At 32.1% G+C, this 23,288-nt stretch carries 17 protein-coding genes; 16 read left to right on the forward strand and 1 reads right to left on the reverse strand.

The features are described from left to right. Window positions 1-19: 19 nt before the first annotated feature. On the forward strand, window positions 20-1,219 hold the full coding sequence (ftsZ, locus tag CF66_RS01815; RefSeq protein ID WP_016503516.1) for a cell division protein FtsZ: 1,200 nt from the start codon (window positions 20-22) through the stop codon (window positions 1,217-1,219). 62 nt (window positions 1,220-1,281) lie between these two features. Further along, window positions 1,282-2,199 carry a UDP-3-O-acyl-N-acetylglucosamine deacetylase gene (gene lpxC, locus CF66_RS01820; RefSeq protein ID WP_016503515.1) on the forward strand — a complete coding sequence of 306 codons (918 nt, stop codon included), beginning with the start codon at window positions 1,282-1,284 and terminating at the stop codon, window positions 2,197-2,199. A 5-nt stretch (window positions 2,200-2,204) separates the two neighbouring features. Here lpxC and CF66_RS01825 read toward each other — a convergent pair whose 3' ends face one another. After that, complete coding sequence (locus CF66_RS01825) at window positions 2,205-2,624, reverse strand: DciA family protein (RefSeq protein ID WP_016503514.1); 420 nt, start codon at window positions 2,622-2,624, stop codon at window positions 2,205-2,207. 198 nt (window positions 2,625-2,822) lie between these two features. Here CF66_RS01825 and secA point away from each other — a divergent pair, with 198 nt between their 5' ends. The 14 genes from secA (at window position 2,823) to CF66_RS01895 (ending at window position 23,285) form a co-directional block, all read left to right on the forward strand. After that, complete coding sequence (gene secA / locus CF66_RS01830) at window positions 2,823-5,507, forward strand: preprotein translocase subunit SecA (protein ID WP_034411495.1); 2,685 nt, start codon at window positions 2,823-2,825, stop codon at window positions 5,505-5,507. A 10-nt stretch (window positions 5,508-5,517) separates the two neighbouring features. Beyond that, entirely contained in the window at window positions 5,518-5,919 is a 402-nt protein-coding gene (mutT, locus tag CF66_RS01835; protein WP_016503512.1) for an 8-oxo-dGTP diphosphatase MutT, read from the forward strand. Between the two features lie 97 nt (window positions 5,920-6,016). Beyond that, window positions 6,017-6,796, forward strand: coding sequence for a 4-hydroxy-tetrahydrodipicolinate reductase (gene dapB / locus CF66_RS01840; protein WP_016503511.1), 780 nt, complete (start codon window positions 6,017-6,019; stop codon window positions 6,794-6,796). Window positions 6,797-6,949: 153 nt separating this feature from the next. Beyond that, window positions 6,950-8,089 (forward strand): glutamine-hydrolyzing carbamoyl-phosphate synthase small subunit, encoded by a 1,140-nt coding sequence (carA, locus tag CF66_RS01845; RefSeq protein WP_034411361.1) that lies wholly within the window; start codon window positions 6,950-6,952, stop codon window positions 8,087-8,089. Window positions 8,090-8,111: 22 nt separating this feature from the next. Further along, window positions 8,112-11,333, forward strand: coding sequence for a carbamoyl-phosphate synthase large subunit (gene carB / locus CF66_RS01850; RefSeq protein ID WP_034411363.1), 3,222 nt, complete (start codon window positions 8,112-8,114; stop codon window positions 11,331-11,333). A gap of 144 nt (window positions 11,334-11,477) precedes the next feature. After that, complete coding sequence (gene rpsO / locus CF66_RS01855) at window positions 11,478-11,747, forward strand: 30S ribosomal protein S15 (protein ID WP_034411364.1); 270 nt, start codon at window positions 11,478-11,480, stop codon at window positions 11,745-11,747. Window positions 11,748-12,053: 306 nt separating this feature from the next. Continuing rightward, window positions 12,054-14,147: a polyribonucleotide nucleotidyltransferase gene (pnp, locus tag CF66_RS01860; RefSeq protein WP_016503507.1), complete on the forward strand. Its 2,094-nt coding sequence runs from the start codon at window positions 12,054-12,056 to the stop codon at window positions 14,145-14,147. A gap of 174 nt (window positions 14,148-14,321) precedes the next feature. Beyond that, on the forward strand, window positions 14,322-16,421 hold the full coding sequence (gene flhA, locus CF66_RS01865; protein ID WP_016503506.1) for a flagellar biosynthesis protein FlhA: 2,100 nt from the start codon (window positions 14,322-14,324) through the stop codon (window positions 16,419-16,421). A 32-nt stretch (window positions 16,422-16,453) separates the two neighbouring features. Continuing rightward, window positions 16,454-17,806, forward strand: a complete 1,353-nt coding sequence (flhF, locus tag CF66_RS01870) for a flagellar biosynthesis GTPase FlhF (RefSeq protein ID WP_034411366.1) — start codon at window positions 16,454-16,456, stop codon at window positions 17,804-17,806. A 12-nt stretch (window positions 17,807-17,818) separates the two neighbouring features. Beyond that, window positions 17,819-18,703, forward strand: a complete 885-nt coding sequence (locus tag CF66_RS01875) for a MinD/ParA family protein (RefSeq protein ID WP_034411367.1) — start codon at window positions 17,819-17,821, stop codon at window positions 18,701-18,703. Between the two features lie 466 nt (window positions 18,704-19,169). After that, on the forward strand, window positions 19,170-19,538 hold the full coding sequence (gene cheY / locus CF66_RS01880) for a chemotaxis response regulator CheY (RefSeq protein ID WP_034411369.1): 369 nt from the start codon (window positions 19,170-19,172) through the stop codon (window positions 19,536-19,538). A gap of 50 nt (window positions 19,539-19,588) precedes the next feature. Further along, window positions 19,589-20,311 (forward strand): protein phosphatase CheZ, encoded by a 723-nt coding sequence (locus CF66_RS01885; protein ID WP_016503502.1) that lies wholly within the window; start codon window positions 19,589-19,591, stop codon window positions 20,309-20,311. A gap of 8 nt (window positions 20,312-20,319) precedes the next feature. Beyond that, window positions 20,320-22,209: a chemotaxis protein CheA gene (locus tag CF66_RS01890; protein WP_034411371.1), complete on the forward strand. Its 1,890-nt coding sequence runs from the start codon at window positions 20,320-20,322 to the stop codon at window positions 22,207-22,209. A 14-nt stretch (window positions 22,210-22,223) separates the two neighbouring features. Beyond that, entirely contained in the window at window positions 22,224-23,285 is a 1,062-nt protein-coding gene (locus tag CF66_RS01895; RefSeq protein WP_034411372.1) for a protein-glutamate methylesterase/protein-glutamine glutaminase, read from the forward strand. Window positions 23,286-23,288 lie beyond the last annotated feature (3 nt).

A 23,288-nucleotide genomic window follows, 5' to 3' on the forward strand; every position in this document is an offset into this window, starting at 1 on the left:
GGGAAAACGGAGATGATAAATGTTTGAACCAATGATGGAAATATCCGACGATGCTATAATTAAAGTCGTTGGGGTTGGTGGTGGTGGTGGAAATGCTGTAGAACATATGGTAAATGAGTCTATAGAAGGTGTTGAATTTATTAGTGTTAATACAGATGCTCAGGCATTACGAAAAACTAATGTAAGTAGTGTTATTCAAATTGGTGTTGATATTACAAAAGGGCTTGGTGCAGGTGCTAATCCTCAACTTGGCCGTGAAGCGGCTTTAGAAGATCGCGAAAAAATTAAAGAAGTTTTAGATGGTGCAGATATGGTATTTATTGCAGCTGGTATGGGAGGTGGAACTGGTACTGGTGCTGCTCCTGTAATCGCTGAAGTTACTAAAGAACTTGGTGTTTTAACTGTCGCTGTAGTGACAAAGCCATTTAGTTTTGAGGGTAAAAAACGCTTGGCATTTGCTGAGCAAGGTATTGAAGAACTTTCTAAGCACGTAGACTCTTTAATTACAATTCCAAATGAAAAATTGCTAAAAGTTTTAGGTCGTGGTATTACACTATTAGAAGCTTTTGCTAGTGTTAATGATGTTCTGAAAAATGCTGTTCAAGGTATTGCAGAGTTAATTACTTGTCCTGGAATGATTAATGTTGACTTTGCAGATGTACGTACAGTTATGTCTGAAATGGGACATGCTATGATGGGTAGTGGGGTGTCTAAAGGTGAAAATCGTGCTGAAGAAGCCGCTGAAACTGCAATTTCTAGTCCATTACTTGAAGACATTGATTTATCTGGAGCTCGTGGTGTTCTTATTAATATTACTGCTGGTATAGATATGCGTTTAGATGAATTTGAGACGGTAGGTAATACCATTAAAGCCTTTGCTTCTGATAATGCAACCGTTGTAATTGGTACTTCATTAGATTCAAGTATGACGGATGAAATAAGAGTAACTGTTGTTGCTACAGGTATCGGTAATGAAAAAAATCAAGAGCTTTCTTTAACTTCAAGAAGTACTTCATCTAAGATTATTCAGAATGCTGAATCTACTAAAATAGAGAAATTAGGGCGTTCATTATTAGAAAAAACACCAGTTGATTTTTATCCTCAAAATAAAACATCTGTTTTATCAGCATCAGAAAAAAAACAACATATTGATAAAAAAACAGAACAAGATGCTGGGTATTTAGATATTCCAGCATTTTTACGTCGTAAGGCTGATTAAGATTATGTTAGATTTGAATCCTTATTAAAACTACAATTTATGATGCTTTTTGAGGCAAGCATATGATTACACAATGTACTCTAAAAGAAATTGTTAAAACTACTGGTATAGGACTTCACTCCGGTCGTAAGGTTACTCTTACTCTTCGTCCTGCTTCAGCAAATTCTGGTATTATCTATCGTCGTACGGATCTTAATCCTTTTGTAGATCTTCTAGCTGATCCTGGATCTGTTCGTGATACTATGTTGTGTACTGCCTTAGTAAACGATGCAGGTGTGCGTATTTCAACGGTTGAACATTTAAATGCAGCACTTGCAGGAATTGGCATCGATAATATTATTGTTGAAGTTGATGCACCAGAAATTCCTATTATGGATGGTAGTGCTACTCCGTTTGTTTTTTTGTTACAACAAGCTGGTATTCAACCATTAAATTCTCCTAAACGCTTTATTCGTATAAAAAAGGTAGTGCGTTTTGAAGATGGGGATAAATGGGCTGAATTTGTCCCTTATAATGGTTTTCGTATTAATTTTACAATTGATTTTAACCATCCTGCAATTGATGTTGATCAGCAGAATTTACATTTTGATTTCTCATTTCAGGCTTTTGTAAAACAAATTTCCCGTGCTAGAACTTTTGGTTTTATGCATGATATTGAATATCTTCGTTCAAAGAACTTATGTTTAGGTGGAAGTTTTGATTGTGCAATTGTACTAGACAGATATCGGATTTTGAATGAAGAAGGCCTTCGTTTTGAAAATGAGTTTGTTACTCATAAAGTTCTTGATGCTATTGGTGATTTGTACATGTGTAGACATTCTATTATTGGAGAATTTCGTGCTTATAAATCTGGGCATGGACTAAATAATCAACTGCTTCGTTGTTTGCTTTCAGACCAGGATGCTTGGGAATTAGTTACATTTGAAGAAACAATTGGTTCACCAATCGAGTTTGGTAAATCTAGGTTATTATCAGTTTAGTTAGTCTATTTTATTGCTTTTTTTTGAATATTTAAAGAGATCAGGTTTTTAAGGTTTGCTAGCGATTCTTTTGTATTGTCAGATAGATATCGTTTTGGAGATTTTTTCTTATTCAGATCATTATATAGGTTAGGATTAACCTTTACCTTGAGTTTCATAAGATAGGTAAATCCAGCTTTTTTCAATTGTTTTAAAATCCCTGACATCTCAGAATTAATTAGTATTTTTAACCCAGCATTGGCAACTTCTATAATTAAACAATTATCTCTAATATTTGCTACTCGGCAATAGGAAACTATGATTTCAGGAAGATTTTTTTTAAGATACTGGTCAATTTCTAGGATTTTTTTACAGTGATTCAGAATCCGACTAAAACCAGGGTCTAACATAAGTTTATTAATTAAAACTGTATTGTTTTGATTCATAGGAACTTTTAATAAAAATTAATAATTTGCACCATGTTAATATATATTATTAGGAAATAATAGAAGTAGTAAATTAATTATTCGAAAATGTACTTGTGGTATTTCTTATTGTCAGTAGAATTTATTCAATTAAATGTTTCACAAAGCATAACCGAAATTAATTGAATTTACTTACTTAAAAAGAGAGATTTTTTGGAAATGATCACTAAGCTGTTAACGAAGTTAATTGGTAGTCGAAATGATAGAGTATTAAGTCACCTTAATAAAATTGTCCAAGAAGTTAATAACTATGAATCTATATTTAGAAAACTTTCTGATGCTAATTTAAAATTAAAAACAACTGAATTTCGTCAACGTATAAACCAGGGTGAACATTTAGATAATTTGCTTCCTGAAGCATTTGCAACATTACGTGAGGCTTCAAAACGCGTGCATGGAATGCGTCATTTTGATGTTCAATTAATGGGTGGTTTAGTACTTAATTTAGGGAAAATTGCAGAAATGCGTACAGGTGAAGGTAAAACTTTAACAGCTACTTTGCCAGCTTACTTAAATGCTTTAACCGGTAAGTGTGTTCATATTGTAACAGTAAATGATTATTTAGCTAAACGTGATGCAGAGGTTAATCGTCCTCTTTTTCAGTTTCTTGATATGAATGTTGGTATAAATGTATCTAATATGTTGCATAAAGAAAAAAAAGAAGCTTATCAAACTGATATTTTGTATGGAACAAATAATGAATTTGGTTTTGATTATCTTCGTGATAATATGGCTTTTTGTCATGATGATCGTGTTCAAAAGGAGCGTTCTTTTGCTATTATTGATGAAGTAGATTCAATTTTAATTGATGAGGCTCGCACTCCTCTTATCATTTCTGGTGTTTCAGAAGATAGTTCTGATCTTTATATACGTATTAATTCCTTAATTCCTTTGTTGAAAAAACAGGATCGAGAAGATTCAATGGAATATCGAGGCAATGGTCACTATACAGTTGATGAGAAATCCAAGCAGGTTTATTTAACTGAAACAGGTCATGATTTTGTAGAAAAATTAATGATTAAAAATAATCTAATGACTAAAGATGATACGCTTTACTCTCCAAAAAATATTGGTTTATTGCATCATATTGATTCTGCTTTGCGTGCACATATACTATTTGAAAAAAATGTTGATTATATTCTTAAAAATGGTGAAGTGATTATTGTTGATGAGCATACAGGTCGAACAATGCCAGGCCGTCGTTGGTCAGAAGGACTTCATCAAGCAATAGAGGCTAAAGAGAAGGTTAATATTCAAAATGAAAATCAAACTTTAGCATCAATCACATTTCAAAATTATTTTCGTTTATATGAAAAATTATCTGGTATGACTGGAACTGCAGATACTGAAGCATTTGAATTTCATTCAATTTATGGTTTAGAAACAGTAGTCATTCCAACCAACAAATTAATGATTCGTAATGATATGCCTGATGTTATTTATCGTACTGAACTAGAAAAGTTTAATGCAATTATTCAAGACATCAAAAAACGCGTAATTAAAGGACAACCCTGCTTAGTTGGTACAATTTCTATAGAAAAATCAGAGTTACTTTCTAATGCTCTTAGTAAGGCAAAAATTAAACATAATGTATTAAATGCCAAGTTTCATGAAAGTGAAGCAGATATCATTGCTGAAGCTGGTATGCCTAGTGCAGTTACAATTGCAACAAATATGGCTGGTCGTGGCACTGATATTGTATTAGGTGGTAGTTGGAAATCTAAAGTTGAATTATTAGATAATCCTACCTTAGAGGAAATTAATAAAATCAAAGCTGATTGGGAAATTAATCATAATAAAGTACTTAATGCTGGAGGATTGCATATCATTGGTACTGAACGTCATGAATCTCGTCGTATTGATAATCAGTTACGTGGTCGTGCAGGTCGTCAAGGTGATATAGGTTCATCTCGTTTCTATTTATCTATGGAGGATTCATTACTTCGAATTTTTACGCCTAGCCGTGTAGTAAGTTTAATTCAAGGTGGAATGGATGAAGGAGAAGCAATCGAAAGTAAAATGTTATCGCGTTCAATTGAAAAAGCTCAACGTAAAGTAGAAGGTCGTAACTTTGATATTCGAAAACAATTACTTGAGTATGATGATGTGGCAAATGAGCAACGCAAAGTAGTGTATGAGCTTCGAGATGAACTGATGGATATTGATAATATTAGTCAAATGATCAAACAGAATCGTAGTGATGTTTTTTTATCAGTAATGAGTGAATATATTCCTTTTCGATCTCCTAAAGATAGTTGGGATGTGCTTTCTCTTGAAAATCGATTAAAAAGGGATTTTAATCTGGATATATCAATTAGATCTTGGTTAAATCTAGACACTGAATTAACTGAAAAAGATCTATTTGATAAGATCTTATTCTCAGCAGTTGAAGTTTATAAACAGAAAGAAAAAATAATTGGCACAACGATTCTGCGTAATTTTGAAAGGTCAGTTATGTTACAAACACTTGATATCCTTTGGAAGGAACATTTATCTGCAATGGAACATTTACGTCAAGGAATTCACCTTCGCGGTTATGCTCAAAAAAATCCTAATCAAGAATATAAACGTGAATCCTTTGAATTATTTGAAAATTTTTTAGATTCACTTAAATTTGATGTAATCATTATACTCTCAAAGTTTTCTATAAAAAGTCAAGATATTAAAAGCATAGAATCTCAAAATTATTCACAGAATAGTACTTTTATAAATCAGAAACAGTCGTTTTCTAGCAAAAAAAAACAATTTATTTTTAATAAAAAACGTAAAGTTGGTCGTAATGAATCTTGTCCATGTGAAAGTGGTAAAAAATTTAAGCACTGCCATGGTAGGATAAAGAAATGAATCTATATAAATGAAACCTTTGAAAATTGTTGCTGGCATTATTCTAAATCCAAAAAGAACTGAGGTTTTTATTACTAAGCGTCATAAAAATGTTCAAAAAACTGGTTATTGGGAATTTCCTGGTGGTAAAGTAGAAACTAGAGAAAGTTATCAAGAAGCTCTTATTAGGGAATTAAAGGAAGAAGTAGGGATAGTAGTTATAAAGTTAAATCATTTTGAACGTTCAATTTATAAGGAACAGGGAACCTTATTTCAATTTGATTTTTTTTTGGTATCTTTATTTGAAAATGAACCATATGGACGTGAGGGACAGAAAGGAGTTTGGATAAAGCTAAGCAACCTAAAAAATTATCGTTTTCCTAAAGCAAATATATCTATCATAGATAGGATAAGTAAAAAGAATAGTTTTTAATTTATTTGCTTATCCTGATAAATTCTCTCTTTAATTACTATTACTCTTATACAGCTTAAACTCAGTTAATGAGTATTACATACAATATGAGGATACAATGGTAAAAATTGGTATTTCAGGTATAATGGGTCGTATGGGTTCTTGCGTAGTAAAATCAGCATTAAATCATCGTGATATAATGGTAAATGCTGCTTTTGAATCCGCTAATTCTTCGTCTATTGGTATGGATATTGGCAAATTATTCGGTGAAAAAAACATTGGAGTTATTTTGACAAATAATTTTGAGGAATCAGCAGAAAAATTTGAGATCTTAATAGATTTTACAACTCCAGAAAGTACTTTGAAAAATATTGAATTATGTAAAAAATATAAAAAGAAGATAGTTATAGGTACTACAGGTTTCAGTGATAAAGAACGTTTTTTAATCAATGAAGCAGCACAAGAAATAGCAGTTATGATCTCTCCAAATTACAGTGTTGGAATTAATTTGCTTTTTAAATTATTAGAAATATCATCTAAAGTAATAGGGAATTTTTGTGATATTGAGATCATTGAAGCTCATCATCGTCATAAAGTAGATATGCCATCTGGTACTGCTATTGCTATGAGAGATATCATCGTTGATGCTATGAGGGAAAATTCTAAAGATGATGTATTTCATCAGATGTCCAAAAATAAAATTTCTTTTTCAGTTATTAGAGCTAGTAATCTAGTTGGTGAGCATACGGCTATTTTTTTTGGCACTGGTGAACGAGTAGAACTTGTCCATAAAGCTACTGATCGTATGATGTTTGCTAATGGTGCTATTGCAGCAGCTCTTTGGTTATCTGATAAAAGTTCAGGTTTATTTTCTATGACAGATGTTTTAGGTCTTTAATATTTATTTCTTAATTCTAAATTGAACTTTGGTTTTAAATAATTTTTTTATCGATCGTTAAAAATAGGGTTTAGATCATATAAAAATTATGTTTTCTTTATTGCTGTAATTGTAACAAAATCTTAGTTGTATGTTTTTATTCTGGAGGATATCTTGAGTAAATCGGCATTCTTGTTTTTAGAAGATGGTACAGAATTTAGTGGTGTTTCTATTGGAGTATCAGGTATATCTATTGGTGAAATGGTTTTTAATACCTCAATGACAGGGTACCAAGAAATTCTTACTGATCCTTCTTATTATCAACAAATTATTACTTTTACTTACCCTCATATAGGTAATACTGGGGTAAATCAAGAGGATGAAGAATCTTCTTCAATTCATGCACAAGGAATTGTAATTCGTGAACTTCCTATAGCTCATTCAAATTTTCGTAGCGAACAATCCATCTTAGATTATATAAAATTTAAAAAAATTGTTGGTATTGCTAGTATTGATACTCGTAAATTAACTCGAATAATTCGTGAGAAAGGTGCTCAGAATGCTTGTATTATTGCTGGTAATAAAAAATTTGATCGAACAAAGGTGTTATCTAAGGTAAGGAAATTTCCTGGTTTAAAAGGAATGAAGATTATAAAATCAGTCTCCACTAATAAGATATATAAGTGGAGACAAGGTTCTTGTGCATGCTTAACAAAATATTCTAAATATAAAGATAATACTGAATTGCCATATCATGTCGTTGTTTATGATTTAGGTGTAAAACGTAATATTCTTCGGATGCTTGTTGATCGTGGTTGTCATTTGACAGTAGTGCCTGAAACAATTCTAGTTGATGAGATATTAGCATTAAAGCCAGATGGAATATTTTTATCTAATGGTCCTGGTGATCCTGAAGCATGCAACAATGTCATTGAAGCAACTAAAATATTTTTAGAGAAAAGCATACCTATTTTTGGTATTTGTTTAGGACACCAAATATTAGCATTAGCATCTGGTGCAAAAACTATAAAAATGAAATTTGGTCATCATGGAGTCAATCATCCTGTTGAAGACATTAAACGTGGTCTAGTAATGATTACATCACAAAATCATGGTTTTTCAGTTGATCCTTATACATTACCTAAGAATTTGATACCAACACATAAATCTTTATTTGATGGTTCTTTGCAAGGTATTCATCGTACAGATAAACCTGCTTTTAGTTTTCAAGGTCATCCGGAAGGCAGTGCTGGTCCGCATGATGCATCTATTTTATTTGACTACTTTGTAGATTTAATTAGACAGTATATGTAGCCGTAATTTGGAGTTTAGATAAATGCCAAAACGTACTGATATTAAAAGTATTTTAATTCTAGGTTCTGGACCTATAGTGATCGGTCAAGCTTGCGAATTTGATTACTCAGGCGTTCAAGCTTGTAAAGCTTTACGTGAAGAAGGCTATAGGCTTATCCTAGTAAATTCTAATCCTGCTACTATTATGACTGATCCTGATATAGCCGATGTAACTTATATTGAAACAATTGACTGGAAAATCGTACGCCGTATTATTAAAAAAGATCGTCCAAACGCTCTACTTCCTACAATGGGTGGACAGACTGCGCTTAATTGTGCATTAGATTTAGATAAACATGGAGTTCTAGAAGAATTCTCTGTTGAAATGATTGGTGCAACAGCAAAAAGTATTAATAAAGCAGAAGATAGAGCTTGTTTTTATAATGCGATGAAATCTATTGGCTTAGATTCTCCTTATTCTGATATAGCTAGAACCATGGACGAAGCTGATCGTATTGTTGAGATAATCGGTTTCCCTTGTATTATTCGTCCATCATTTACTATGGGGGGTTCTGGTGGTGGTATCGCTTACAATAAACAAGAGTTTAATGATATTTGTTGCCGTGGTTTTAGTCTTTCTTCAAAACATGAACTACTAATTGATGAATCACTGATTGGTTGGAAAGAATACGAGATGGAAGTAGTTCGTGATAAATCAGATAACTGTATTATTGTATGTGCAATTGAAAATATTGATCCAATGGGTATTCATACTGGTGATTCTATTACTGTAGCGCCAGCTCAAACTTTGACTGATAAAGAATATCAATTTATGCGTAATGCCTCAATATCTGTATTGCGTGAAGTAGGAATTGAAACTGGAGGTTCAAATGTACAGTTTGCTATTCATCCGAAAAATGGACGTATGGTTATTATTGAAATGAATCCTCGTGTATCTCGTTCCTCTGCTTTAGCATCAAAAGCAACAGGTTTCCCTATTGCAAAAATCGCTGCAAAATTAGCTGTAGGTTTTACTCTTGATGAGCTCATGAATGATATTACTGGTGGTATAGTGCCTGCATCTTTTGAGCCTACTATTGATTATGTAGTAACTAAGATTCCTCGCTTCAATTTTGAAAAATTTATTGGTACGAATGATCGATTAACAACCCAAATGAAGTCAATAGGTGAAGTAATGGCTATTGGGCGTAACCAACAAGAATCATTACAGAAGGCATTACGCGGATTAGAAGTAGGTGTCACCGGTTTTGATGAAATTGTTAACCTAAATGATCCAGAGGCATTGATAAAAATTTGCTATGAATTAAAACAAGCAAGCTCCAAGCGTATTTGGTATATAGCAGATGCTTTTCGAGCAAAAATGTCTATTGATAAAGTTTATCATTTAACACAAATTGACCGTTGGTTCTTAATGCAAATTGAAGAACTAATTGTATTAGAAGAAAAAATTAAAATCATAGGATTTTCTGGTTTTAATAAAGAAAACTTGACTCAAATGAAGCGTAAAGGTTTTTCTGATGCTCGTTTATCTAAATTAGTTGGAGTAACTGAAAAAGATGTCCGTTCTTTACGTAATCAATATGATATTCATCCTGTTTATAAACGTGTTGATACCTGCGCTGCTGAATTTTCTACTAAAACAGCCTATATGTATTCTTCTTATGATGATGAATGTGAATCAGATCCTACTGATAAAGAAAAAGTCATGATACTTGGAGGAGGTCCAAATCGTATTGGTCAGGGAATTGAATTTGATTATTGTTGTGTCCATGCATCTTTAGGATTGAGAGAAGATGGTTATGAAACAATTATGGTAAATTGTAATCCTGAAACGGTTTCTACCGATTATGATACTTCTGATCGGTTATATTTTGAACCAATCACATTAGAAGATATTTTATCTATTGTGCGTATTGAAAAACCTAAAGGTATTATCATTCAATATGGTGGTCAAACACCACTTAAGTTAGCTCGTTCTCTTGAGGAGGTTGGTATTCAAATATTGGGTACAAGTCCTGATTCCATCGATTATGCTGAAGATCGTGAACATTTTAAGTTAGTAGTGAATCATTTGGGTTTACTTCAACCTAAAAATGCAACTATTAATACAATAAAAGAAGCGATTGAGCAATCAAAAGAAATTGGGTTTCCACTCGTAGTTCGTCCTTCGTATGTTCTTGGTGGTCGCGCAATGGAAATCGTTTATGATAAACAAGATTTATGTCGTTATTTTAAAGAAGCTGTTAGTTTATCTAGTCAGTTACCAGTACTCCTTGATGCTTTTCTTGATGATGCGGTTGAACTTGATGTAGATCTTATTTGTGATGGTAAGCATGTTGTTATAGCTGGTATTATGGAACATATAGAACAAGCTGGCATTCATTCTGGTGATTCTGCATGTTCCCTACCAGCATACACATTAAGTCAAGAAATTCAGGATATTATACGTAAACAAGCCAAAAAACTTGCATTTGAACTCAATATTTTAGGTTTAATGAATATACAATTTGCAGTTAAGAAGAATGAGGTATATTTAATTGAAGTTAATCCTCGAGCAGCACGTACAATCCCATTTGTATCTAAGGCAATTGGAGTGCCGATTGCAAAAATTGCAGCCCGTGTTATGTTAGGTCAATCTCTTAAATCTCAAAATTTTACTAAGGAAATTATCCCTTCCCATTATTCAGTTAAAGCTGTTGTGTTTCCTTTTAATAAATTCCCTAACGTCGATCCATTATTAGGTCCAGAGATGCGATCTACTGGTGAAGTTATGGGTATTGGTAAAATATTTAATGAAGCATACGCTAAGGCAGAGTTAAGTTGTGGTAATGTATATTCTAATAAAGGTATTAAACGCGCACTTCTTTCTGTTTGTAAAGGTGATAAAGGGCGAATTGCTGATTTAGCATTAAAATTAGAAAAAATTGGTTATGAACTAGATGCGACTTATGGTACTGCGATTGTTCTTAGAGAAGCGGGTATGAATCCTCGTATAGTTAATAAAGTACATGAAGGACATCCTCATGTTCTTGATCGTATACAAAATAATGAATATACTTATATCGTAAATACTGTTTCTGGTCGTCAGGCAATTAAGGATTCAAAAATTCTCCGACGTGCTGCATTAACAGAAAAGGTGAACTATGCTACTACCTTAAATGCGGCGTTTGCAACCTGTATGGCACATAGCGCTAGTAATTATTCTAATTTATTAATTTCAATACAAGAATTGCATAAAAAATAAGTTTTGTATTATGTTAAAAGTTGAATAAGAAGAGAGTTGCTATATTAGATGTTTTTTTTTACAATCTCTCACTAATTAGAGTAGTGACCTAGAAATAAACGCTTGGTTGTTACATTTAAAATAATTTGATTCTAGGAATATATTATGTCTTTAAGCACAGGAAGTAAGAAAGTGATTATTGCTCAATATGCTCGAGGTAAGGCTGATACTGGTTCACCGGAAGTTCAGGTTGCTTTGCTTACAGGAACCATTAATCATCTTCAATCCCATTTTAAAGTTCACAAAGGAGATCATCATAGTCGTCGTGGCCTTTTATTTATGGTTTCTCGCCGTCGGAAACTTCTTGATTATTTAAAAAACAAGTCCCATTTTCGTTATCAAGATTTAATTAAAAAATTAGAGTTACGCAGATAAGTAGAAATCAAAGGAACGGTTTGAATTTTTCAGGGAGCTTTTGCTCCTTTTTTATTCTCTATAAACTTTCCAAAATTCTTTACAAGTAGTTTATACTACATTTTAGCTAGCTTCTACAATTTATAATTGACCATATATTAGCATTATTAACGTTAAGAAATTTTTATTAAAGGGATTAAAAAAACTAAAAGTAAGGCAAAATAAGTTCGATTATTTTTATTTAGTTCCAGAGTTAATTTCTAGTTTGTAGAGTCTATTCAATTTAATTTAATTTATACTTAATTTAATACTTAGCAAGGAATGAGAATGTTCAAAAAACCAGTTGTTAAGACTTTTCAGTACGGTAATCATACAGTTACTTTAGAAACTGGTGTAATTGCACGTCAAGCTACATCATCAGTAATAGTAACTATGGATGATACAACAGTATTTGTATCTGTAGTTGGTAATAAAAAAGCAATGGAGGAACAAGATTTTTTCCCTTTAACAGTGAACTACCAAGAACGTACTTATTCTGCAGGCAAAATTCCTGGGGGGTTCTTTAAACGTGAAGGTAGACCTTCTGAAGCTGAAATATTAACAGCTCGTCTGATTGATCGTCCAATTCGTCCATTATTTCCAAGTATGTTTACAAATGAAATACAGGTTATTGCAACAGTAATGTCACTAAATCCAGATGTTCAACCTGATATAGTAGCAATTATTGGTGCTTCAGCAGCTCTCTCTATTTCTGGTATTCCGTTTAAAGGTCCTATTGGTGCTGCACGTATTGGCCATATTGATAATAAATTAGTCTTAAATCCAAGCAATATAGAGTTAAAACATTCTCGACTTGATTTAGTCATTGTTGGTACTGATAATGCAGTGTTAATGGTAGAATCAGAGGCTGATAATCTGTCTGAAGAAGAAATGTTATCAGCAATCGTATTTGGTCATGAGCAACAACAGGTATTAATTAATGAGATTAATCAATTTGCAGATGTAGTTGCAACTCCTTTGTGGGAATGGAAAGCTCCAATAGTTAATACAGAACTAAAAAATCACATAGTTAAACTAGCTAAAACTCGCCTTATTAAGGCGTATCAAATTAATGATAAAATAAATCGTTATGAACAGATTAATATAATAAAAAACGATACTATTGAAGAGTTACTTGAGAAAAATAATGAACTATGTAAGCGTGATATTTTATCCATTTTGATTGAATTAGAAAAAAATGTAGTACGTGATCGTATTCTCAACGGCAGTTTACGTATTGATGGTCGAGAAAAAGAGATGATTCGTGCTTTAGATGTGCGTACTGGTATTCTTCCTAGGACTCACGGTTCTTCTTTATTTACTCGTGGTGAAACTCAAGCACTTGTAGTTGTAACTTTAGGAACACAACGTGATGCTCAGGTTATTGATGAAATAACAGGTGAACATAAAGATTATTTTTTATTACATTATAATTTTCCGCCATACTGTGTGGGTGAAATTGGTTTTGTTGGCTCTCCTAAACGTCGTGAAATTGGTCATGGTAAATTAGCTAAACGAGCTATTTCTGCAGTAATGCCTTCTATTGAAGAATTTCCATATACAGTTCGTGTAGTTTCAGAGATTACTGAGTCTAATGGCTCTTCTTCAATGGCTTCTGTTTGTGGAACTTCTTTGGCTCTTATGGATGCCGGTGTACCAATTAAGTCTGCTGTGGCAGGTATAGCTATGGGGTTAGTGAAGAAAGGGGAAGATTTCGTTGTTCTTTCTGATATCCTTGGTGATGAAGATCATTTAGGTGACATGGATTTTAAAGTGGCAGGTACTATTAATGGTATTACTGCACTACAAATGGATATTAAAATTGAAGGTATAACCAAAGATATTATGCAAGTTGCCCTTTACCAAGCTCATTCTGCACGTAAACATATTTTAGCTGTAATGAATAAAGCTATTTCTAGTTCACGTAAAGAAATTTCTCAGTTTGCCCCTCGTATTCATACAATGAAGATTAATACGGATAAAATTCGTGATGTTATTGGTAAAGGTGGAACTGTTATTCGTTCTCTTTGCGAAGAAACTGGTACTGTAATTGAAATTGAGGATGATGGTATTGTTAAAATCGCTGCAACTTCTAGTAAACAAGCTGAAAATGCAATTAATCGCATTAAATTTTTAACAGCTGAAGTTGAAGTTGGCATTATTTATGTAGGAAAGGTTGTTCGTTTAGCTGAGTTTGGTGCATTTGTAAGTATTCTTCCAGGAAAAGATGGTTTGGTTCATATTTCTCAAATTTCTAATTCTCATGTAGAAAAAGTATCTGATTATTTAAAGGAAGGTCAGCAAGTGCAAGTTAAAGTGCTTGAAATTGATCGTCATGGTCGTATCCGATTAAGTATGAAAGAAGCTATAAAAAACAGCTAAGAAAGTTATCAATGCTATTTTTTTTAAGGAATTAAGCATAAAAAGAGAGTATTTTACTCTCTTTTTATGCTTTTGAAGCTTTCTGTTTTATCTACAGGACTTAATGATTTTTTAGTTATTGAATAATTTTATTTAAATAGTTGATCAGGAACAATAGCATTATTAATTAATTTTATGAAAAATAGTCTCTCATTTTTTAAAAACATACCAGTGATATCTAAAAACTCTATGCCAACAGTAGGTGCTCCTATAGTTGTTTTAGCAACGCTGGCTATGATAGTTTTACCTGTGCCAGTTTTAATTCTTGATTTATTTTTTACATTTAATATTGCTTTGTCTATGGTAGTATTATTGGTGACGGTGTATACGCGCCGACCATTAGATTTTTCTGCATTTCCAACTATTCTCCTTATTGCTACTTTACTTAGATTAGCTCTTAATGTTGCATCAACACGTATAGTGCTTCTTCATGGTCATGAAGGATCTGGTTCTGTTGGTAGTGTTATTGAAGCTTTTGGTCATGTAGTGATTGGTGGAAATTATGCTGTTGGTTTGGTTGTATTTCTTATATTAATGATTATTAATTTTATGGTTGTAACCAAAGGGGCAGGTCGTATTTCTGAAGTAAGTGCACGTTTTACCCTTGATGCTTTACCTGGAAAACAGATGTCTATAGACGCTGATTTAAATGCAGGTCTTATTAATCAAGACCAAGCAAGAGCTCGTCGTTTTGAAGTAACTAAAGAAGCTGATTTTTATGGTTCAATGGATGGTGCTTCTAAATTTGTCAAAGGTGATGCTATTGCTGGTATTTTAATTTTATTTATTAATATTATTGGCGGTTTTTTGATTGGAATGGTCCAGTATTCTTTAGAATTAAATAAAGCAGTAGAAATTTATACTTTATTAACTATTGGAGATGGCCTAGTAGCACAAATTCCTTCTTTATTGCTTTCAATTGGTGCAGCTATTATGGTAACACGTCAAAATACTGATGAAGATATGAGTCAGCAAGTTATATTTCAATTATTTGATAACCCTAAATCACTTATGATTACCTCTTTTATTTTAGGTATAATGGGATTAGTACCAGGAATGCCCCATTTCCCATTTTTGTTATTGGCTATTATATCGACTGCTGGTGTATATTGGATTTTTATTAAACAGAAAAAAAAATTAGCAATCAAAGAAACTTTTGATATAAAAAAATCTAATGATGTATTAATGCAGAAAGAATTATCATGGAATGATGTACAACCTGTTGATTCTATAGGTTTAGAAGTAGGTTACAGACTCATTCCATTAGTCGATCGTGAACAAAATGGTGAATTGTTAGATCGTATTAAAGGTGTACGCAAGAAACTTTCTCAAGATTTTGGGTTTCTTATCCCTGCAGTTCATATTAGAGATAATTTAGAGTTAACACCAAATCGTTACCGAATTACTTTAATGGGTGTTATAGTTGGAGAATCAGAAATAAAACCCAATCAAGAACTTGCGATTAATCCAGGGCAAGTACATGGTGATATTAAAGGTGAAAAAACTGTAGATCCTGCATTTGGTTTGGAATCTGCTTGGATTCAAAAAGAACAACGAGAACATGCTCAAGCATTAGGTTATACAGTGGTAGATGCATCAACGGTATTAGCTACGCATTTAAGTCAATTATTGACTAATAATGCATCTCAATTAATTGGATACGAAGAAGTACAGAATTTATTAGAAATCTTATCTCATACTGCACCAAAATTAGTTGAGAACTTTATTCCTGAACAATTACCTCTTAGAGTTGTAGTTAAAGTTTTACAAAATTTATTAAATGAAGCTGTTCCCATTCGAGATATAAAAACAATTGTCCAAACTTTATCAGAGTACTCTAGCAAAAGTCAGGAATCTGATATTTTAACAGCGGCTGTCCGAATTTCATTAAAACGTTTAATTATTCAAGAAATCAATGGGGTAAAGATAGAATTACCAGTTATTACTTTAATTCCGGATTTAGAGCAAGTATTAAATAAGAGTATGAAAGTTTCATCTGAAGAATCATTAGGTATTATAGAACCAGGATTAGCACAACGGTTGCAGACATCATTAAGTAAAGTTACTCAAGAACAAGAACTCAAAGGGGAGCCTGCTATACTGCTAACATCTGGTATATTGCGTACTACACTAGCTAAGTTTGTTAAGAATACTATTCCCTCGTTAAGGGTTCTTTCTTATCAAGAAATTCCAGATGAGAAAGAGATCCGAATTGTACAAACGATTGGCAATTAATCGATGCATAATTTTAATGATGGATATTTATTTTGAAAATTAAACGTTTTTTTGCAAAAGACATGCGTTCTGCTCTACTTCAAGTAAAAGAAGAATTAGGTTCTGAAGCTGTAATTATGTCAAATAAAAAAATTGATAATGGTGTAGAGATTATTGCAGCAGTTGATAGTGAACAAATTAATATTCATTCAACAAATATCTATGATCCTTTTAAACGTCAATTAAAGGAAGATCAAGTTACTTTACAATCTAATACTACTCAATCTATAAACTGTTTTTCTGACATGCTAAAGCAATATGCTGAAGCCAGTCAAACTAGTCAAAAAGTATACCATAAAAATAATTTTAAGAATGAAAAATCTTTATCTGATATTTTTAAAAAACAACAAAAAAATGATAAGTTTTTTTCAAATTCTCATAGAAAAGTGATTAATAATAATGCTCCATTAGCTCAAACGGTATCAGAAGGACTAGAAAATATGCGTCAAGAAATGACATCTATGCGTCATTTACTTGAACATCAAGTTTCTGGATTAATGTGGCAAGAGGTAGAACGTCGAGAACCTTTACGTGCAATGTTAATAAAACGGTTAGAAAGAATGGGAGTTGCTTCTGAACTTTCAGAACAGCTAGCTTGTTATATTCCAGAAAACACTCCACCAAAAAAAGCCTGGAAAACCTTGCTTAGTTTAATTGCTGATCAAATTCCAGTACCAAAAAATGATATTTTGAAACGTGGTGGAATAGTTGCTTTACTAGGTCCAACTGGTGTAGGCAAAACCACAACTATTGCAAAATTAGCTACAAGAGCAGCAATGGAATATGGTTCAAATAATGTTGCATTAATAACTACTGATACTTATCGTATTGGTGCACATGAGCAACTTTCAATTTATGGGAAAATTATGGGATGTCCTGTAAGAATTGCTAAAGATTCCAATGAATTAGCTAGTGTTATCGAACAATTAAAAAATCGTCGATTGATTTTAGTTGATACTGCTGGGATGGGGCAACGTGATGTACGTTTATCAGAGCAATTAGATACCTTAATGCAAGAAAGCAATGAGATAATTTATAGTTACCTTGTGTTATCTGCAACTGCTCAAAGAAAAGTATTACAAGAAACTATAGAACACTTTAGAAGAATTCCACTTTCTGGTTGTATAATGACTAAACTTGACGAATCATTAGGATTAGGAGAATTCGTAAGCGCAGTAGTTCAAAACGCATTGCCTGTTATTTATATAGCAAATGGTCAACGAGTACCAGAAGATATTGTTTTAGCAAAACCAAAATATATGGTAGCGAAAGCAAATGAATTACTAGAGAAATCAATAGACAATGAACCTTATTATTGGAATAGTAATTCAGATGATAAACGTTAGGCAGAAAAAATTATGACAAATAATACAATACGTGACCAGGCTAGCGGTTTACGTCATTTAGCGAGACCTTTATCAACTAAAGTGATTGCTGTGACTGGAGGTAAAGGAGGGGTAGGCAAATCTAACCTAACTTTAGGTCTAGCAATTTGTATGGCTCGTCAAGGGAAAAAGGTGATGGTATTTGATGCCGATTTAGGTTTAGCTAATATTGATGTAATGTTAGGAATTCGACCTAAACTTAATTTAGGCCATGTTTTAATAGGAAAATGTACATTAAAAGATGCTGTTATTGAAGGTCCTTATGGTATTAAAATTATTCCAGCAACTTCAGGAACGAGAAGTATGACAGAACTATCTCATACACAACATGTTGGATTGATCCGAGCATTTAGTACATTAGAGGAAGAAATAGAAATACTATTAATAGATACGGCTGCGGGTATTTCAGATATGGTCATTAGTTTTTCAAGAGCTGCACAGAATGTACTTGTGGTGGTATGTGACGAGCCTACCTCTATTACGGATGCTTATGCTTTAATCAAATTGTTAAGTAGAGAGCATCAAGTACAAAGATTTAAAGTAGTTGCAAATATGCTTAGAAGTTATCGTGAAGGCAGGGAATTGTTTTCTAAATTAACTTTAGTTACTCAAAGATTTTTGAATGTCAGTCTTGATTTTGTGGCATGTATCCCATTAGATGATAAAGTTCGTCAATCAGTTAAAAAACAAAAAATTGTAGTTGATGCTTTTCCTCGTTCTCCAGCAGCATTAGCAATTACTGCATTAGCAAACAAGATTCTTTCATGGCCTACACCAGATGTTCCAAATGGTCACTTAGAATTTTTTATAGAAAGATTACTAAACAAATCTGGTTTTTTTAGGAGAATTATTCGTTGAATAAAGCGATTACTATTACTTACAAGTAGTTCAATAGTGTGCTAACTATAATAGCTAAGACTTTTTTTGCCAGGTAGGTATGATTAGCATTATTGAATGATTTAAAAGCAATTATGATTAAAAAAATCACCCAAGTGATGATTATATTACTCGAAAGTAAATTTGACCACTATCCAAGTGAGTGATAAATATATAGCTTCAATAAAAGAATGTAAGGGTAATACTTTATTTAAAGGTGTTGTGAATGTGTTCTTTCATCAAATATTAATAAATTCAATACAAATGTTGCCAGAATATGAAAGTCGAGTTCTATCGTTTTATTATGATTAAAATTTAAACTTAAAAGAATTTGTAAAAATGATTGGGTGAAGTGAATTTCGTATCGGTTAAATACTTAATCTATTTATAGAATACGAATTATAATTGCTAGTGCCTAAATGTATTGGAGGAAATTTTGAATAAAAACATGAAAATTATTATTGTTGATGATTTTTCAACGATGCGTCGTATCGTTAAAAATTTACTTCGTGAACTAGGTTTTAATAATACCCAAGAAGCGGATGATGGTTTAACTGCCTTGCCTATGTTAAAGAAAGGTGGTTTTGAATTCGTAGTAACAGATTGGAATATGCCAGGTATGCAAGGAATTGATCTTTTAAGAAATATTCGTTCTGATCTTCAACTTAAACATCTTCCAGTTTTAATGATTACTGCTGAAGCTAAACGTGAACAAATTATTGAGGCAGCACAGGCTGGAGTAAATGGTTATATTATTAAACCTTTTACTGCAGCAACGCTTAAAGAAAAGGTAGAAAAAATTTTTGAGCGTCTATAAGAAAATATTATATCAACTCTTAGTTGAGGAAATTAAGAAGGCTAATTAAAATGATTTCATTAGAACAGGCAAAGCAACTTGTTGAATTGCTTGAACAAAATCAGAAAGAAAAAGCTGATATATTTTTAAAAAATATTTATGAAAACAGTGAGCATGTCATGCTTAAACATATAGGAACATTAACTAGGGATTTGCATGATTCTCTCAATCATTTTAGTTTTGATGAACGGATTAGAAAAATTACTGATGATAAAATTCCTGATGCAAGAGAACGACTTCTATACATTATTGAAAAAACAGAAATAGCTGCAAACAAAACTATGAATGCTGTTGATCTATGTATGCCTATAGCAGAAAAATTTTATAATGATTCCATTGAAATTCTTCCTAAATGGAATGAACTTATGCATGGAAGGATAAAATTATCTGAATTTAAAGCACTATGTCATAAGCTTGATAAACTTTTATTTTATGTTGAAAGTAATAGTTCTGAATTAAAAAAGCAACTTAATAGAATATTAATAGCTCAAGATTTTCAAGATTTAACAGGTCAAATTATTCGTCATGTAATTGCTTTAGTTAATGAAGTAGAAAAAAGATTAGTTGATATATTGACTATATTTGCTAGTAATAAAAATGCACAAACATTAAAACTGAATAAAAACAAAGCATTAAAAGATTCTAAAGACTCCATTATAAAATCTGATCAACAAGCTAATATACTTACCTCGCAAGATGAAGTAGATGATTTGCTTTCTAGCCTTGGTTTTTAGAGGTAATTATGGCTTACGATTTAGATGAAAATATCCTTCAAGATTTTTTAATAGAAGCCTCGGAAATACTTGAACAATTATCTCAAGAATTAATTGAACTTGAAAAAAAACCTGATGATGATGAATTGCTTAATTCAATCTTCCGTAATTTTCATACACTTAAAGGTGGTGCAAGCTTTTTATCTTTAACAGAATTTGTAGATCTTTGTCACAGAGCTGAAAATATTTTTGACTCATTAAGAAATAGGAAATATTTGGTAAGTTCCAGTGTAATCGATGCTATTTTAAAAACACTGGATGCTATAAATGAACAATTTGATTGTATTAAGAACAGAAAGCCATTAATTGCAGTCAACCAAAAATTATTAAATGAATTATCTCATGTTGGTAGTTCAGAACTAGAAGAAAAAAAACAGATTACAAATAGTGGAACACTTGATGATATATCTCAGGAAAAGTATGAAAAGCTCTTGAATGAATTGCACAGTGAAAATACTGATTCTTTAAATGCAATATCATCTAATGATAGTGAGCTAGAAAAAAAAAACGAAATTATAGATAATGAATTTGAACAATTATTAGATGAATTATATGGTTCTGGCAAAGGTCCATCTTCTAAAAAAGCATCTCCAGTTGTAAATCAAAAACTCTTAGTTCCTAGTAAAGAAGAGATATCTGAATCTACTAATAAAATATTAAAATTTCACACAAAGCAATCTAATGATAAAACTGTTCGTGTAGATACTTTAACACTTGATAGCATCATGAATATGGTAGGTGAGTTAGTTCTTGTACGTAATCGCTTATCAAGCTTAGCTTTACACGATAATAATGAAGACATATCTAAGGCTATTTCTAATCTAGGTATTGTTACAGCAGATTTACAAGGTGCTGTAATGAAAACCCGAATGCAACCTATTAAAAAAGTTTTTGCTCGATTCCCAAGAGTAGTTCGTGATTTATCTCGTAATTTAAAAAAAAATATTGCTCTAGAAATGATTGGTGAAAATACAGAATTAGATAAAAACTTAGTTGAAGCATTATCTGATCCGTTAATTCATTTAGTTCGGAATTCTATTGATCATGGTATTGAAGTTCCAAAGGATCGTATAACTTTAGGGAAAGTACCTACTGGTAAAATTATTCTTTCAGCTTCACAAGAAGGAGATCATATTGAACTTTCTATTACTGATGATGGTATTGGTATGGATCCTAATAAGTTACGTACTATTGCAATTGAACGTCATCTTTTAGATAAAGTTACTGCATCTCGCTTGACCGATAAAGAATGTTTTAATTTAATTTTCATGCCTGGCTTTTCAAGTAAAGACGAAGTATCAGATATTTCAGGTCGTGGCGTTGGTATGGATGTCGTGAAAACTGCAATAAATGCATTAAATGGTTCTATTAATATTGATTCTAAGATAGGGAGGGGGACAAAAATTATAATTAGTGTCCCATTAACGTTAGCTATCTTACCTACTTTAATTATTGGAGTTGCTGGTTATTCATTTGCATTACCACTTACAAATATAGATGAAATTTTTCATTTAGATTTAACTTGTACTAATGTTGTTAATGGTCAATTGACAATTGTTGTGCGTAATAAATCTATTCCATTATTTTATTTGCGTAGTTGGTTAGTTCCTAAAGTAATGCCAGTTACTTTGAATAAAAAATATGGACATATCGTTATTGTGAAAATTGGTACTCAACCTGTTGGATTAGTAGTAGATACTTTAATTGGACAAGAAGAAGTAGTTATTAAGCCATTAGATAGTTTACTTCAAGGAACTCCAGGTGTAGTAGGAGCAACTATTGCAAGTGATGGCAATATTGCATTGATTTTAGATATTCCTGATTTATTAAAGCAATATGCATCTGTTTTTCAAATTTAAATTTAAGAGGTACTATGTCAATCAAAGTATTAGTCGTTGATGATTCTAGTTTTTTTCGTCGTCGAGTAACTGAAATTATTAATTCAGGATCCCGATTAGAAGTTATTGGTCTTGCTGTTAATGGAAAAGATGCTATTGAAAAAGCAAAGCTTCTTAAACCAGATGTTATCACAATGGATATCGAAATGCCTGTAATGAATGGAATAGTTGCTGTAAAAGAAATTATGGCAGAATGTCCCACTCCTATTCTTATGTTTTCATCTTTGACTTATAAGGGAGCTACTGCAACTTTAGATGCGCTAGATGCTGGTGCATTGGATTTTTTACCTAAAAATTTTTGGGATATTACTCGAAATTATGATAAAACTGTCGATATAATTCAAAATCGAATTATCCAAATTTCTTATAGAAAAAACAAAATAAGCCATTCTAGCGTATTCTCGTCATCATTAGTATCAAAAACAAAGACTTTTTATCCTTTTATGAAATCACCTGGTAAAATATATCAATTAACTGTAATTGGCACATCAACTGGGGGGCCTATAGCTTTACAGAAAATTCTTACTAAATTACCAGCAAATTATCCTCATCCTATTGTTCTTGTTCAGCATATGCCAGCTTCATTTACTACAACATTTGCTAATCGTTTGAATTCATTATGTAAAATTCAAGTTAAAGAGGCAGAACATGGTGATTTGCTTTGTCCAGGAATAGCTTATTTAGCTCCTGGAGGAAAACAAATGTTACTTGATGGAAATCCTAGATGTGCTAAAGTCAAAGTTATTAGTGGCAAAGAAGAAATGAATTATAAACCGTGTGTTGATATTACTTTTAGTTCCATTGCCAAAGTTTATTCTGGTAAAGTATTATCAATGTTATTAACTGGTATGGGTGTAGATGGTTATGAAGGAGCACGCATATTGAAAACAACTGGTGCTACAATTTGGGCTCAGGATGAAGAAAGTTGTGTAGTATATGGTATGCCTCAAGCTGTAGCAAAAGCCGGAATTTCAACTGAAAATTTACCACTAGATTTTATAGCTACTCGAATGCTTATTGAATTAGGTATGATATAAATT

The sequence above is a fragment of the Candidatus Photodesmus anomalopis genome (assembly GCF_000731785.2).
Taxonomy (GTDB): domain Bacteria; phylum Pseudomonadota; class Gammaproteobacteria; order Enterobacterales; family Vibrionaceae; genus Vibrio; species Vibrio anomalopis.